The sequence below is a fragment of the Streptomyces sp. Edi4 genome, assembly GCF_040253615.1.
Lineage (GTDB): Bacteria > Actinomycetota > Actinomycetes > Streptomycetales > Streptomycetaceae > Streptomyces.
The window spans coordinates 5,738,211-5,752,572 of the sequence record NZ_JBEJGY010000004.1; the positions used below are offsets into that span (position 1 = coordinate 5,738,211).

A 14,362-nucleotide genomic window follows, 5' to 3' on the forward strand; every position below is an offset into this window, starting at 1 on the left:
TGCAACAGAAGCTGTCCGGCGGCGCGCGGGGGTCGGGGTTCAGAGTGCCCCGGGCGGAGCGCTGGAAACCGCTCCGCCCGGGCTCCGGTCAGACGGTGACGGGAGGGGTGGGGTCCTTCCGCAGCCGGAACCAGTAGAAACCGTGCCCCGCCAGGGTGAGCAGATACGGCAGCTCGCCGATGGCGGGGAAGCGCACCCCGCCGATCAGCTCCACCGGGTGCATCCCGCTGAACGCCCGCAGGTCCAGCTCGGTGGGCTGGGGGAAGCGCGAGAAGTTGTGCACGCACAGGACGAGGTCGTCGCCGTGTTCGCGCAGGAAGGCCAGGACGGCCGCATTGGAGGAGGCGAGCTCGGTGTAGGAGCCGAGTCCGAAGGCGTGGTTCTGCTTGCGGATCTCGATCATCCGCCGGGTCCAGTGGAGCAGCGAGGACGGCGAGGCCATGGACGCCTCGACGTTGGTCACCTGGTAGCCGTAGACGGGGTCCATGATCGTGGGCAGGAAGAGCCGGCCCGGGTCGCAGGAGGAGAACCCCGCGTTGCGGTCGGGGGTCCACTGCATCGGGGTGCGCACCGCGTCACGGTCGCCGAGCCAGATGTTGTCGCCCATCCCGATCTCGTCGCCGTAGTACAGGATCGGCGAGCCGGGCAGCGAGAGCAGCAGCGCGGTGAACAGCTCGATCTGGTTGCGGTCGTTGTCCAGGAGCGAGGCGAGGCGGCGCCGGATGCCGATGTTGGCCCGCATCCGGGGGTCCTTGGCGTACTCGGCGTACATGTAGTCGCGCTCTTCGTCCGTGACCATTTCGAGGGTGAGCTCGTCATGGTTGCGCAGGAAGATGCCCCACTGGGCGTTCTTCGGAATGGCCGGGGTCTTGGCGAGGATTTCCGAGACGGGGTAGCGGGACTCGCGGCGCACCGCCATGAAGATGCGCGGCATGACCGGGAAGTGGAACGCCATGTGGCACTCGTCGCCGCCCTTGGCGTAGTCGCCGAAGTAGTCGACGACGTCCTCCGGCCACTGGTTGGCCTCGGCGAGCAGCACGGTGTCCGGGTAGCTCGCGTCGATCTCGGCCCGCACCCGCTTGAGGAATTCATGCGTTGCCGGAAGGTTTTCGCAGTTGGTTCCCTCCTCCTGGTACAGGTAGGGCACCGCGTCGAGCCGGAAGCCGTCGATGCCGAGGTCGAGCCAGAAGCGCAGCGCGGAGACGATCTCCTCCTGCACGGCCGGGTTCTCGTAGTTGAGGTCGGGCTGGTGGGAGAAGAAGCGGTGCCAGTAGTACTGCTTGCGGACCGGGTCGAAGGTCCAGTTGGACGTCTCGGTGTCCACGAAGATGATCCGGGCGTCCTGGTACTGCTTGTCGTCGTCGGCCCAGACGTAGTAGTCGCCGTAGGGGCCCCGCGGGTCCCGGCGCGACTCCTGGAACCACTCGTGCTGGTCGCTGGTGTGGTTCATCACGAAGTCGATGATCACGCGCATGCCGCGCTGGTGGGCGGCGTCCACGAACTCCACGAAGTCGGCGAGGTCACCGAACTCGGGCAGCACCGCGGTGTAGTCCGAGACGTCGTAACCGCCGTCGCGCAGAGGGGATTTGAAGAACGGCGGGAGCCAGAGACAGTCGACACCCAGCCATTGCAGATAGTCCAGCTTGGCGGTGATGCCCTTGAGATCCCCGACGCCGTCGCCGTTGCTGTCCTGGAAGGACCGCACAAGCACCTCGTAGAACACCGCGCGCTTGAACCACTCGGGGTCGCGGTCCTTGGCCGGGGTGTCCTCGAAGGTGTCGTGGACGGGCTCATTGACGATCATGGTGTGGGTGACCCTCCGATCGGCGGGGACGGTCGCAGGACCAGGATGTGCGCGGGCGCTCGGCCCGGTTCCAGGCGCACGTAGTTGGCCCTGCCCCAGTGGTAGGTCTCTCCGGTGAGCTCGTCGCGCACCGGGAAGGACTCGTCCCAGGCGAGGCCGAGCGCCGGCATGTCCAACGAGACCGTGGCCTCCTGGGTGTGGTGGGGGTCGAGGTTGGCGACCACCACAACGGTGTTCGATCCCGAACGTTTGCTGTACGCGATCAACGCGTCGTTGTCGGTGTCGTGGAAGTGGACCGAGCGCAGTTGCCGCAGCGCCGGATGGCGGCGCCGGACGCGGTTGAGCGTGGTGATCAGCGGGGCGATGGAGCGGCCCTCGCGTTCGGCCGCCTCCCAGTCACGGGGGCGCAGCTGGTACTTCTCGGAGTGCAGGTACTCCTCGCTGCCGGGCCTGACCGGGGTGTTCTCGCACAGCTCGTATCCGGCGTATACACCCCAGGAGGGGGAGAGCGTCGCGGCGAGCACGGCGCGCACCTCGAAGGCGGGGCGGCCGCCGTCCTGGAGGTAGCCGTGCAGGATGTCCGGGGTGTTCACGAAGAAGTTGGGCCGCATGCGGTGCGCGGTCCCGGTCGCCAGCTCGGTGACGTAGTCGGTGAGCTCGTGCTTGGTGGTACGCCAGGTGAAGTAGGTGTAGGACTGCTGAAAACCGATGGTGCCCAGGGTGCGCATCATCGCGGGCCGGGTGAACGCCTCGGCCAGGAAGATCACGTCCGGGTCGGTGCCGTTGATCTCGGCGATGACCCGCTCCCAGAAGACCACGGGCTTGGTGTGCGGATTGTCGACGCGGAAGATCCGTACGCCGTGCCCCATCCAGAACCGCAGCAGCCGCACGGTCTCCTCGATCAGGCCCGGCATGTCCCGGTCGAAGGCGATGGGGTAGATGTCCTGGTACTTCTTCGGCGGGTTCTCGGCGTACGCGATCGTCCCGTCCGCCCGGTGGTGGAACCACTCGGGGTGCTTGTCGACCCAGGGGTGGTCGGGGGAGCACTGGAGGGCGAAGTCGAGGGCCACTTCCAGGCGCAGGTCGCGGGCGGCGGCCACGAAGTCGTCGAAGTCGTCCAGCGTCCCGAGGTCGGGGTGGATGGCGTCGTGTCCGCCCTCGGCCGAGCCGATCGCCCAGGGCACGCCCACGTCCCAAGGCCCGGCCTCCAGGCTGTTGTTGGGGCCCTTGCGGTAGGTGGTCCCGATGGGGTGGACCGGTGGCAGGTAGACAACGTCGAAGCCCATGGCGGCGACGGCGGGCAGACGCGCGGCGGCCGTGCGGAAGGTGCCGGAGACCGGCGGCTTCCCCTCGGCCAGGACGGCGCCCTCCGAGCGCGGGAACAGCTCGTACCACGACCCGTACAGGGCCCGCTGGCGCTCCACCAGCAGCGGCATCGGGGCCGACGCGGTCACCAGATCGCGCAGCGGATACGCCGCGAGGGCCGCGTCGGCCTCGGGCGACGCGGCGGCGGCGAGGCGGTCACCGGGGGAGCGGGAGGTGTCGCGCAGGGCGTCCGCCACCGCGAGGACCGCCTCGCGCCGCCCCTTGGCCTTGGGCACCCCGGCCGCCGCCCGTTCGTACAGCGCCGCGCCCTCGGTCAGGACGAGCTCGGTGTCCAGGCCCGCCGGGATCTTGATGTGGGCGTGGTGGCGCCAGGTCGTGAGCGGATCGCCCCACGCCTCGACCGAATACGTCCAGCGGCCCTCGGAGGTCGGGGTGACCTCGGCGCCCCAGCGGTCGGTGCCGGGAGCGAGTTCGCGCATCGGGGTGAAGGGGCGCCGGCGGCCCCCGGGATCGCGCAGGACGACATTGGCGGCCACGGCGTCATGGCCTTCGCGAAAGACGGTGGCGGTCACCTGGAAGGTCTCCCCGACCACCGCCTTCGCCGGCCTGGTGCCGCACTCGACGGCGGGGCGCACGTCGAGAACGGGGATGCGTCCGATGGACGGGTTCGGGTTCACGGGTTCACCTGCGGATGATTGGTATGGTTTGCCGCGTTTGCGGGAGTCTGTCCTTTTTAGCTGCTCCCTTGGCGACTGACCGGCTGCGGGCATGGCCGCTCCTGTCCGCGTTCACTCGAATGGCGTGCGGGAAACACTGCGGGAAGGCGTTACCGAGTGAGCCTTCCACGGTGTACGGGTGGGCATTCCGGCAGGTTGTTAACTACCTGCGCGTAACGGTTGAGACAAGGAATCCGCCCGTCCTTGGGCCGACAACGGCGCAAACTTTGCCTCCCCCAAGGTGAGGTGACGCCGTATCAGGGAAGAGCGCGACGCCGGGGCGCCGGACATTCCGGCCGCGCCCGACCGCGGGGCACAGTCGTGGTACGGGGCGCACCGGCACTACCTTCGGGAGTGAAGGAGGGGCGCACATCGCGGTGTGGCCGCCCCGCTCTGTACGTCCCCTGCGAAGGTGGAAGCGTGAAGGCAATCCGTCGATTCACCGTACGCCCCGTCCTGCCCGACGCCCTTCGTCCGCTCAGCGACCTCGCGCACAACCTGCGCTGGTCCTGGCACCCGGAGACCCGAGACCTCTTCCAGGCCCTGGACCCCGACGGCTGGCGGGCGGCGGGCGAGGACCCCGTCCGGCTGCTCGGCGCCGTCAGCGCCGCCCGGCTCGACTCGCTCGCCCAGGACCGCCGCTTCCTGCGCCGCCTCACCGCGGCCGCCGACGATCTCGACGACTATCTGCACGGCCACCGCTGGTACCAGGACCACAGCGGTGAACTCCCGTCCGCGATCGCCTACTTCTCGCCCGAGTTCGGTGTCACCGCCGCCCTTCCGCAGTACTCCGGCGGCCTCGGCATCCTCGCCGGCGACCATCTGAAATCCGCCAGCGACCTCGGCGTACCCCTCATCGGGGTCGGCCTGCTCTACCGGCACGGCTACTTCCGTCAGTCGCTCTCGCGCGAGGGCTGGCAGCAGGAGCACTACCCCCTGCTCGACCCCAACGAGCTGCCGGTCCAGCTGCTGCGCGAACCGGACGGCGCCCCGGCCAAGGTCGCGCTCGCGCTGCCCGGGGGCCGGGCCCTGCACGCCGCCATCTGGCAGGCACGGGTCGGCAGGGTGCCGCTGCTCATGCTCGACTCGGACGTCGAGGACAACGGCCCCGGCGAACGCGACGTCACCGACCGCCTCTACGGCGGCGGCAGCGAACACCGCCTGCTCCAGGAGATGCTGCTCGGCATCGGCGGGGTGCGCGCGGTGCGGACGTACTGCCGCCTCACCGGCCACCCGGCGCCCGAGGTGTTCCACACCAACGAGGGCCACGCCGGATTCCTCGGCCTCGAGCGCATCCGTGAACTCGCGGGCGAGGGGCTCGAATTCGACGCCGCGCTCGAATCGGTGCGGGCCGGCACGGTCTTCACCACCCACACCCCCGTACCGGCCGGCATCGACCGCTTCGACCGCGAGCTGGTCGCCCGCCATCTGGGCGACGACGGCGAACTGCCCGGCGTAGAGGTCGAGAAGATCCTGCGGCTCGGCATGGAGACCTACCCCGGCGGCGAGCCGAACCTGTTCAACATGGCCGTGATGGGCCTGCGCCTCGCCCAGCGCGCCAACGGCGTCTCCACCCTGCACGGCGCCGTCAGCCGGGAGATGTTCGCGGGTCTGTGGCCCGGCTTCGACGCCCAGGAGGTGCCGATCACCTCCGTCACCAACGGCGTGCACGCGCCCACGTGGGTCGCGCCCGAGGTCTTCCGGCTCGGCGCCCGCCGGATCGGCGCGGCCCGCACCGAGGACGCGCTGACCGTCGGCGCGACCGATCGCTGGGACGTGGTGCGCGGCATCGCGGACGCGGAGATCTGGGAGCTGCGCAGGGAACTGCGCGAGCAACTGGTCACCGAGACCCGTGAACGTCTGCGCGCCTCCTGGCGCCAGCGCGGCGCGGGCTCGGCCGAACTGGGCTGGATCGACTCGGTGTTGAGCCCCGACGTGCTCACCATCGGCTTCGCCCGGCGGGTGCCCTCCTACAAGCGGCTCACCCTGATGCTGCGCGACCGCGAGCGCCTGACAGAGCTGCTGCTGCACCCGACCCGGCCGGTGCAGATCGTCGTGGCGGGCAAGGCGCACCCCGCCGACGACGGCGGCAAGCGGCTCGTGCAGGAGCTGGTGAAGTTCGCCGACGACCCCCGGGTGCGCCACCGCATCGTGTTCCTGCCGGACTACGGCATGAGGATGGCGCAGAAGCTCTACCCCGGCTGCGACGTGTGGCTCAACAACCCGCTGCGCCCCCTGGAGGCGTGCGGGACGAGCGGGATGAAGGCGGCGCTCAACGGCTGCCTCAACCTGTCGGTCCTGGACGGCTGGTGGGACGAATGGTTCGAGCCGGACTTCGGCTGGGCCATCCCCACCGCGGACGGCGCGGCCACCGACGAGGACCGCCGCGACGAGCTGGAGGCCAACGCCCTGTACGACCTCATCGAGGACCGGGTCGCCCCGCGCTTCTACGACCGCGGGCCCTCCGGGCTTCCCGACCGCTGGATCGAGATGGTCCGCCGGACGCTGACCACCCTGGGGCCCAAGGTGCTCGCGGGGCGAATGGTGCGGGAGTACGTCACCCGGCTTTACGCGCCGGCCGCCGCCGCCCACCGCGCCATGGACGCCGACACGGCGCGGGAGCTCGCGCAGTGGAAGGCGCGGGTGCGGGGTGCCTGGCCACGGGTGGCCGTCGACCACGTGGAGGCGGTGGCGCCCGACGCGGCGGCCCCGAACGGCACCGCGGAGCTCGGCTCCACGCTGGCGCTCCGGGTGCGGGTGGCACTGGGCGAGCTCGGCCCCGAGGACGTCGAGGTGCAGGCGGTGGCCGGCCGGGTGGACGCGGCCGACGCCATCGCGGACGCGGCGGCCTTCGCGCTGAAACCGGCGGGCGGCCCCGACCTGGAGGGCCGCTGGATCTACGAGGGTCCGCTCGCCCTGGACCGCACCGGCCCGTTCGGCTACACCGTCCGGATCCTGCCGGCCCATCGTCGGCTCGCGACCCACGCGGAGCTCGGCCTGGTCGCCGGCCCGACGGAGGCCACGGGGGAGGGCGCGGGTGTGCTGATGCGCTGAGTCCGCCCCGCGCGGACGCGGACATGGGCGGTGCCCGGAGCCTCAAGGGCTCCGGGCACCTTCACTTTCCGGCCAGCCGCCTGGTCAGAAGGTGAGCCTTCGGGGCGGTGCGGTCACGGACGGGCTCAGAAGCTGAGCTTGAAGTCCGTGACGGTGCCGGTGTCGTACCGGCCCATGTCCTGGACCTTCAGCTTCCAGACGCCGTTGGCCGCGACACTGGAGGCGTTGACGGTGAACGTCTTGTCCATGTTCGCCGTCGAGTCCGAGGACGAGTTCTGGAGACGGAACGACTTGCCGTTCGGGGCCACCAGGTCGATCTGGAGGTCACCGATGTAGGTGTGGGTGATCTTCACCCCGACCTTGAGGGTGCTCGGCGCGTTGCCCGAGACGCCGGAGACGGTGACCGGGTCGGTGATGGCGTTGCCCGGGTAGTCCGGGATGGCCACGCTCGCGGTGTTCTCGAAGACCTTGCCACCGGGGTCGGTGCCGCCGCCGTGCCGGGCGCCGACGTTGATGGCCGCCCACGCGTCGGTGATGTTGTTGACCTCGGCGCTGCCCGCGCCGTACAGCTCGGTCGCCGCCGCGATGGTGCCCGCGCGGGCCCCGGCGTAGTCCGTGCTGGAGTTGAACTTGGTGGTGAGGGCCTTGTACCAGATGAGCTGGGCCTTGTCGCGGCCGATGCCGGTGACCGGCAGGCCGTCGGAGGTCGGCGAGTTGTAGCTCACGCCGTTGATGACCTTGGCGCCGCTGCCCTCGGACGCCAGGTAGAACCAGTGGTTGGCCGGGCCGGAGGAGTAGTGGACGTCGAGGTTGCCGACGCCGGAGTACCAGCTGTCGGCGGAGCCGCCGTCCTTGCTCGGCTTGTCCATGTAGCGCAGCGGGGTGCCGTCGCCGTTGATGTCGATCTTCTCGCCGATGAGGTAGTCACCGGGGTCGGAGGGGTTGTTGGCGTAGAACTCCACCGACGTGCCCATGATGTCGGAGGTCGCCTCGTTGAGGCCGCCCGACTCGTCCGCGTAGTTCAGGCCCGCGGTGGCGGCCGTGACGCCGTGCGACATCTCGTGGCCGGCCACGTCGAGCGCGGTCAGCGGGTCGTTGTTGTTGGACCCGTCGCCGTACGTCATGCAGAAGCAGCTGTCGTCCCAGAACGCGTTCACGTACGAGTTGCCGTAGTGGACGCGGGAGTACGCCGCGACGCCGTCGCCCCGGATGCCGGAGCGGCCGAAGACGTTCTTGTAGAAGTCCCAGGTGACCCCGGCGCCGTACGCGGCGTCGGCGCCCGCGGTCGCGGCGTTGGAGTTGGTGCCGTCACCCCAGGTGTCCGTGGACTGGGTGAACAGCGAACCCGTGCCGGACGTGCCGTGGTTGAGGTTGTACGTCTTGTGCCCGCCGCGGCCGGTGTCGTTCAGCGTGTAGCTGGAACCGGACTGCGAGGTGCCGAGGGTGACCTGCCCGCTGTAGTGGGTGTTGCCCACGCCGGTCTCGATGCCCTGCCACTGGTGCAGCTTGGCGCCCGTCTTGGCGTCCGTGATGACGTGCAGCTGGTTGGGGGTGCCGTCGTCCTGGAGCCCGCCCACGACCGTCTCGTACGCGAGGGTCGGCGCGCCCTTGACCATCCAGATGACCTTGCGGGCGCTGTCGGCCTTGTCCGCCTTGGAGCCGGCGGCCTTGGCGGCCTTGAGGGCCTGGGCGCCGGCGGTGGCGGCGGCGTCGGACGGCGCGGCGGTGGAGACCCCCTTGAGCTGGGCGCTGTTCGCCTTGATGACGTCCTTGGTCTTGCCGGCCGCGGAGTCGACCATCAGGTCGCCGCCGAGCACGGGCAGGCCCTGGTAGGTCCGCTCGTAGCGGGTGTGGACCGTGCCGTCCTTGTCCTGGGACACGTCGTGGACGACGAGCTTCTCCTGCGCGCTGAGGCCGAGCGCCTTGGCGGTGTCCGCCGTGGTCGCGTTGGCCTTGCGTATCAGGTCGGCCCGCTGGGACGGGGTGAGGCTCACGGGCAGGGCGCCCGGATTGCGTACCGCCTGGGCCTTGAGGGCCGCGGTGGCCGCGGAGTCGTCGGGCTGTGCGCTGGCCGACCCGGCCTGGAAGCCGACGCTGAGCATGGCGGCCGCGGCGAACAGGGCGCCGGTGGCGGTGGCACGACGACGATGCGTGGATCTCACGCGAACTCCTTCTGCGAGGGGGATCCGGTCCGACTGGGTGGGGTCGGCCGGGCAGAGCAAAGCGGAGCAGGTGCGGCAACGAGATGTTGTGCGGGAAAACTGTGTGCGTGGAACGGGGGAAGAGTGCCAGCAGCGGAGAACGTCTGTCAGGAGCGCGTCAACAAGTTGGCCGAAAAACGTCCGTTGTCCGAAGGTCGTCGTTCGTTAAGCGGACGTTTCGCGGATGCTCACCGCGATACCGTCGAGGAGACGGTCGAGCCCGAAGGCGAAGAGCGAGTCCAAGTCCATGCCGAACGGCTCGTGTTCGAAAATGGTCGCAAGGACGGGGTAGCGGCCGCTCGACACGATGGCCGCAAACCGCCCCCCGTTGCGGTCCATCCACTCGTCGTTGGACACGCCGGTGTCCTCAAGGGCGTGGCCCTCCAACTCCATGGCCATGCCGAGGCCCTGGACGAAGGCGATGAGCGTCAGATGCGTGAGCATCACCTGGTGCACGCTCAACGGCGTACCGCGCAGGGCCCGCAGCACCCACTCGGTGTACGTCATCGCCTCCGGCATCGGCTCCGGCCGGATGAAGGAGGCCATCGCGCGCGCCATCCAGGGGTGGCGGCGGTAGACGCCCCACAACTGGTGCGAGGCGTGCGTCAGTTGGGCCCGCCAGTCGCCGGCGGGGCGCCGCAGGTCCGCCTCGTCGAAGGCCACGTCCGTCATCAGCCGTACGAGCTCGCCCTTGCTCGGCACATGCCGGTACAGGGCCATCGTGGACGTGCCGAGGTCCCCGGCGACCCGGCGCATCGAGAGCCCGGCAAGCCCCTCGGCGTCCGCGATCCTGAGCGCCGCGGCCACGACGGCCTCGCGGCTGAGCGCCGCCCCCTGCGGGCCGCGCGCCGAGACGGCCTCCGCCACCACCGTGCCCACCCCCGGCACCGCCCGCACCGCGCCCTCCCGCGCGAGCACGGCGAGCGCCTTGGTCGCGGTCGCCATCGCCACGCCCGACTCCCGCACGATGGCCCGCGTCGAGGGCACCCGGTCGCCCGGGGCGAGCTCGCCCGAGGCGATGCGGCGCCGGATGCCGGCGGCGATGGACAGGTAGGGCGGATCCGCGGTCACGGCGGGCAGTGTACTAGTGCGCCGTACGCCGTCCTGGCCCGTCACCCGGGGTACGGGGTCGGTGCACTAGGCCGCCGGTAGCGGCGTACGCGGGGCCCTGCTTCGCTCCCCGCATGGACACCACCCTCGGCCCCTTCACGGGCCGCGCCGACCCCGCCCCGCCGCGTGCCGGGCGCCGGGAATGGACCGCGTTCGCCGTCCTCATGCTGCCGTTGCTCCTCGTCTCGATGGACGTCTCCGTCCTCTACTTCGCCATCCCCTTCATCAGCCAGGACCTCGCGCCCAGCTCCACCGGGCAGCTGTGGATCCTCGACATGTACGGCTTCGTGCTGGCCGGACTGCTCATCACGATGGGCGCGCTCGGTGACCGTGTGGGGCGGCGCCGGCTCGTGCTCGCGGGCGCCGCCGTCTTCGGCCTTGGCTCGGTCGCCGCCGCCTACGCGGACTCGGTCCAACTCCTCATCGCCGCGCGAGCGTTGCTCGGCGTCGGCGGGGCCGCGCTCATGCCCTCCACACTCGCGCTGATCCGCAACCTCTTCCACGACGAGCGCCAGCGCGCCAAGGCGGTCACCGCCTGGACCGGCGTCATGACCGTCGGCATCTCGTTCGGCCCGGTCGTCAGCGGCGCGCTGCTCGAACACTTCTGGTGGGGCTCGGTGTTCCTCATCAACCTGCCCGCCATGCTCCTGCTGCTCGTCCTCGCGCCGTTCCTGCTGCCCGAGGTGAAGCAGCCGGCGCCGGGCCGCTTCGACTGGCCGAGCGCGGTCTTGTCGCTCGCCGGGCTGCTGCCCGTGATCCAGGGCGTCAAGGAACTCGCCCGCGACGGCCTGGAGTTGCTGCCCGCCGTCTCCGTCCTCGGCGGGCTCGCCCTCCTGTACGTCTTCGTACGCCGCCAGTCGCGCCTTGCCCACCCGCTGGTCGACCTGGTGCTGCTGCGCCGGCGTGCCTTCGGCGGCGCGGTGCTGGCCAACCTCTTCGCCATAGGGGCGACGGTCGGCATGGCGGTCTTCCTCACCCAGTACCTCCAGACGGTGCTCGCCAACAGCCCCCTGCGCGCGGCGATGTGGAGCCTGGTGCCCGCGGTGGGGGCGTTCGCGGGGGCGCCCGGCGGGGCCGCGCTCGCGCGGCGCTTCGACCGGGGTTACGTCATGGCGGCCGGCTTCGCCGTCTCCGCCTGCGGATTCCTCGCGCTGTCCCAGGTCCGCACCCACACGCCGCTGTGGTTCACCCTCACCGCCTGCGCCGTCTACACCTGCGGGCTCGTCGCGGCGATGGCCCTGGCCAACGAACTCGCCCTCGGCGCGGCGCCGCCCGAGCGGGCCGGATCGGCGGCGGCGGTCCTGGAATCCGGCCAGGAGCTGGGCGGGGCGCTCGGCATGGCGGTGCTCGGCTCCCTCGGCGCGGCGGTCTACCGCCACGGCATGGCCCACGCGCCGGCGTCGGCACGCGAGACGCTGGGGGGTGCGGTGGCGTCACTCCGGGGCGCCGACCTGACGGTCGCGTTCGCGTCGTTCACGCGGGGCCTGGATGCGGCGGCGGTGGGGGCGGCGGTGCTGATGGCGGGGGCGGCGGTGTTGTCGTTGCGGCTGCGGCAGAAGTGAGAGGGTCCAACTCGGGTGCGTTCGGGCGCGGGTGGCCGTGGGTTCCTCGCGCAGTTCCCCGCGCCCCTGGGGAGTGGGAGGCCAGAGGCAGGGTGCGTACGCTGCCGGAAGTATCGACCGGCTAGGAGCGCACCCCATGACCGACCCCCGCACAGGCCCGCCCCACTTCGGCACCGAGCGCGAGACACTCCGCGCCTTTCTCGACTACCAGCGGGCCACGCTCGCCATGAAGTGCGACGGGCTCGGCGACGAGGAGCTGCGGCGCCCCTCGATGCCGCCCTCCACCCTCTCCCTGCTCGGGCTCGTCCGGCATATGGCCGAAGTCGAACGCGCCTGGTTCCGCCGGGTGTTCGAGGATCACGACGTGCCGATGGTGTGGTCGGACAAGGTCGACTTCCAGGCCGCGTACGACACCACCGGCGCAACCGCCGACGAGGCGTTCGCGGCCTGGCGCGCCGAGGTCGAGCACTCCCGGCGCATCGAGCGCGACGCCCCGTCCCTCGACCTCGCCGGTCACCAGCCGCGCTGGGGTGAGGACGTGTCGCTGCGCATGGTGATGCCGCACCTGATCCTGGAGTACGGTCGGCACAACGGCCACGCCGACCTCGTGCGGGAGGGCATCGACGGAGTGGTGGGCGCCTGAGACGGAGCGTCGCGCGGGGCCCCGGGTCAGCGCCAGGGGAGGTTGCGCCAGGGGCTGCCCTCGTGGTCGGTGAGGATCCGGTGCGCGGTTACGTTCTGCCGGTAGTAACTCCCGTACGACTCCTGGTCGAAGCGCAGCACGCGCCCGAGCGCGTACCCCGCCGAGAAGTCCTCCCAGGAGCGGTAGGCCGCCTTGCTCAGGGCGCCCGCGTGCACGATCACCTGCTCCGCCTCGTGCGGTGTGCACAGCCGGGCCGAGAGCCCCCAGCGCGCCAGGTTCACCGCGCGCCCGTAGTCGTAGGCGACGACCGAGGTGACCCGGCCGTCCGGCGGGAGCAGGCCGTCCGCGCGGAACCGGGCCTCGTAGCGCATGACGCGCCGCACCAGTTCCTCGATCTCCGTGACGGCGGCGTGCCCCACCCCGATGTCCTGGGCGTGCCCGGCGGCCGTCTCGCGCCACAGCTCGGGCGGCGGCGCCTCACCGAGCCCGGCCCGCAGCTCTTCGCGCACGCGCAGCACGAAGCCGTGCTCGGGCGGGCTGTTGCGCGCGTCGAGCAGGGCGTCCACCTGCCGGCGCCAGCTCGCCGGGTCGGTGATGCCCCAGGAGTCGCGGAGCATCCGGACCTCGGCGGTGTACTCCTGGTAGAGGGAGCCCACCTCGTTCCACGGCACGTCGTGGGTGACCGCCAGATGCGCGCCGCAGGCCAGCCCGTAAGCGAGCGGGCCGTGCAGCGCGCCGTGCCGCAGGCCCGTCAGCCGCTCGGGGCGCTCGGCCTCCGCGTGGAGGCGGCGCCACCGGTCCAGATGGTCGGCGCCCGTCGGCAGGAACAACTGGGCCGGGGTGCCCGCGTTGACCGCGAGCAGCGTACGCCCGCCGAGCAGACCCGACCCGGCGATCCACCCGAGCGTGACCCCGTGGAAGACCCAGTCCGGGTGCCACGGCGGGAGCATGCCTCGGGTGAGCACCGGCTTGCAGGGGCGCCCCGCCGCGTCCCGGTAGGCGGGCCAGCGGACCCGGTCGGGGCTCGCGTCGACCTCGGCTTTCGGCGCGGCGATGTACAGCACCTCGCGGGCCAGCACCCGCAGCTGCGCCTCCATGTCGCCGCGCAGCCCCGCGGAGTGCAGCAGCCACTCCGTCTCCGTCGGTGCCGCCCAGCTGATCCCCGTTGCCGTTGCCACCCCCCGATCCTACGAAACCGGTCCCGGCCGGCGCGGCGGCAGGTGGGTGCGGGGCGGCAACCTGTCCGAAGGGGCGGACGAGGGCTGGGGCGGGGCCCGGTGTGGGGTCCACGATTCCGTGAGCACCGGGTCCTGCGGGAATGTCGGAATCCGCGCGCGCTGAGCAGACCGGGCGTGGCGACGGGGCCGAGCATTCCGGAAGGCACCGTCGTTCCCGCTGCTGCTCACGGTCAGTGGCCGGTTGAGGTGGGGCCGGCTCGTGATCGCTTCACACCCCGGGCGCGGGCCGCACGGTAATCCCGTTCCGCTCGAGCAGCGCCGCCGTCACCCCGTCTCCTGGCATCAGCTCCCCCGCGAACGAGCCGTCGTGGACCGCGCCACGTCCGCACGACGGACTGCGCGGCATCAACAGCGCCTCCGTGCAGCCTCCGTGCCGTGCCGCCGCCAGTGCGCGCCGCGCTCCGTCCACGAACTCCGCTGTCACGTCACGTCCAGTGTCCTCAACGACCCGTGCCGCCCCGTCGAGCACGTCGTGCCCGTCGCCGCCCACCAGCTCCGCGGGCCGCCGAGGCGTCGCGAGCCCACCCGCCACTTCGGGGCAGAAGGAGACGACTTCGCGACCTGCCACCACTTCCTCGATCTCCGAAGACGCCTTGTGCTGCCCGTCGAATCGGCATGGCACCCCGCGCAGACACGCGCTGACCAGGATTGCTTGCATGCCGCCAGGCTAGCCCCAGCCATCGTCACGGACCGTTGCCCATGATCGTC

Annotated in this window: 9 protein-coding genes; 3 read left to right on the forward strand and 6 right to left on the reverse strand. The window is 71.3% G+C overall.

Features of this window, described 5'->3' with window-relative positions; all coding sequences use genetic code 11:
* Positions 1-88 precede the first annotated feature (88 nt).
* Both treS and ABR738_RS28200 read right to left on the reverse strand, forming a co-directional pair.
* Positions 89-1,804 carry a maltose alpha-D-glucosyltransferase gene (treS, locus tag ABR738_RS28195; RefSeq protein ID WP_350232753.1) on the reverse strand — a complete coding sequence of 572 codons (1,716 nt, stop codon included), beginning with the start codon at positions 1,802-1,804 and terminating at the stop codon, positions 89-91.
* Positions 1,801-3,900 (reverse strand): alpha-1,4-glucan--maltose-1-phosphate maltosyltransferase, encoded by a 2,100-nt coding sequence (locus tag ABR738_RS28200; protein ID WP_502964158.1) that lies wholly within the window; start codon positions 3,898-3,900, stop codon positions 1,801-1,803. The genes treS and ABR738_RS28200 overlap by 4 nt, the downstream gene beginning before the upstream one ends.
* 366 nt (positions 3,901-4,266) lie before the next feature.
* Here ABR738_RS28200 and glgP point away from each other — a divergent pair, with 366 nt between their 5' ends.
* On the forward strand, positions 4,267-6,900 hold the full coding sequence (glgP, locus tag ABR738_RS28205; RefSeq protein ID WP_350232755.1) for an alpha-glucan family phosphorylase: 2,634 nt from the start codon (positions 4,267-4,269) through the stop codon (positions 6,898-6,900).
* Between the two features lie 125 nt (positions 6,901-7,025).
* Here glgP and ABR738_RS28210 read toward each other — a convergent pair whose 3' ends face one another.
* Both ABR738_RS28210 and ABR738_RS28215 read right to left on the reverse strand, forming a co-directional pair.
* Positions 7,026-9,062 (reverse strand): M4 family metallopeptidase, encoded by a 2,037-nt coding sequence (locus tag ABR738_RS28210; protein ID WP_350232756.1) that lies wholly within the window; start codon positions 9,060-9,062, stop codon positions 7,026-7,028.
* A gap of 204 nt (positions 9,063-9,266) precedes the next feature.
* Positions 9,267-10,172, reverse strand: a complete 906-nt coding sequence (locus tag ABR738_RS28215; protein ID WP_350232757.1) for a TetR/AcrR family transcriptional regulator C-terminal domain-containing protein — start codon at positions 10,170-10,172, stop codon at positions 9,267-9,269.
* Between the two features lie 113 nt (positions 10,173-10,285).
* Between ABR738_RS28215 and ABR738_RS28220 the strand changes: the two genes are divergently transcribed.
* On the forward strand, positions 10,286-11,773 hold the full coding sequence (locus ABR738_RS28220; RefSeq protein ID WP_350232758.1) for an MFS transporter: 1,488 nt from the start codon (positions 10,286-10,288) through the stop codon (positions 11,771-11,773).
* A 136-nt stretch (positions 11,774-11,909) separates the two neighbouring features.
* On the forward strand, positions 11,910-12,416 hold the full coding sequence (locus tag ABR738_RS28225) for a DinB family protein (protein ID WP_350232759.1): 507 nt from the start codon (positions 11,910-11,912) through the stop codon (positions 12,414-12,416).
* A gap of 26 nt (positions 12,417-12,442) precedes the next feature.
* On the opposite strand, the gene ABR738_RS28230 is transcribed toward ABR738_RS28225, so the two are convergent.
* Together ABR738_RS28230 and ABR738_RS28235 are read right to left on the reverse strand one after the other, a co-directional pair.
* Positions 12,443-13,594, reverse strand: coding sequence for a DUF1266 domain-containing protein (locus tag ABR738_RS28230; protein WP_350232760.1), 1,152 nt, complete (start codon positions 13,592-13,594; stop codon positions 12,443-12,445).
* A gap of 268 nt (positions 13,595-13,862) precedes the next feature.
* Positions 13,863-14,312: a 2-thiouracil desulfurase family protein gene (locus ABR738_RS28235; protein ID WP_350232761.1), complete on the reverse strand. Its 450-nt coding sequence runs from the start codon at positions 14,310-14,312 to the stop codon at positions 13,863-13,865.
* Positions 14,313-14,362: the final 50 nt, after the last annotated feature.

What these genes read in the sequence shown, in the direction of transcription:
- ABR738_RS28225 (WP_350232759.1), top strand. Translation starts at nt 11,910, where the DNA reads ATGACCGACCCCCGCACAGGCCCGCCCCACTTCGGCACCGAGCGCGAG.
- ABR738_RS28200 (WP_502964158.1), bottom strand. Translation starts at nt 3,900, where the DNA reads ATGCCCGCAGCCGGTCAGTCGCCAAGGGAGCAGCTAAAAAGGACAGAC.
- ABR738_RS28220 (WP_350232758.1), top strand. Translation starts at nt 10,286, where the DNA reads ATGGACACCACCCTCGGCCCCTTCACGGGCCGCGCCGACCCCGCCCCG.
- treS (WP_350232753.1), bottom strand. Translation starts at nt 1,804, where the DNA reads ATGATCGTCAATGAGCCCGTCCACGACACCTTCGAGGACACCCCGGCC.
- ABR738_RS28235 (WP_350232761.1), bottom strand. Translation starts at nt 14,312, where the DNA reads ATGCAAGCAATCCTGGTCAGCGCGTGTCTGCGCGGGGTGCCATGCCGA.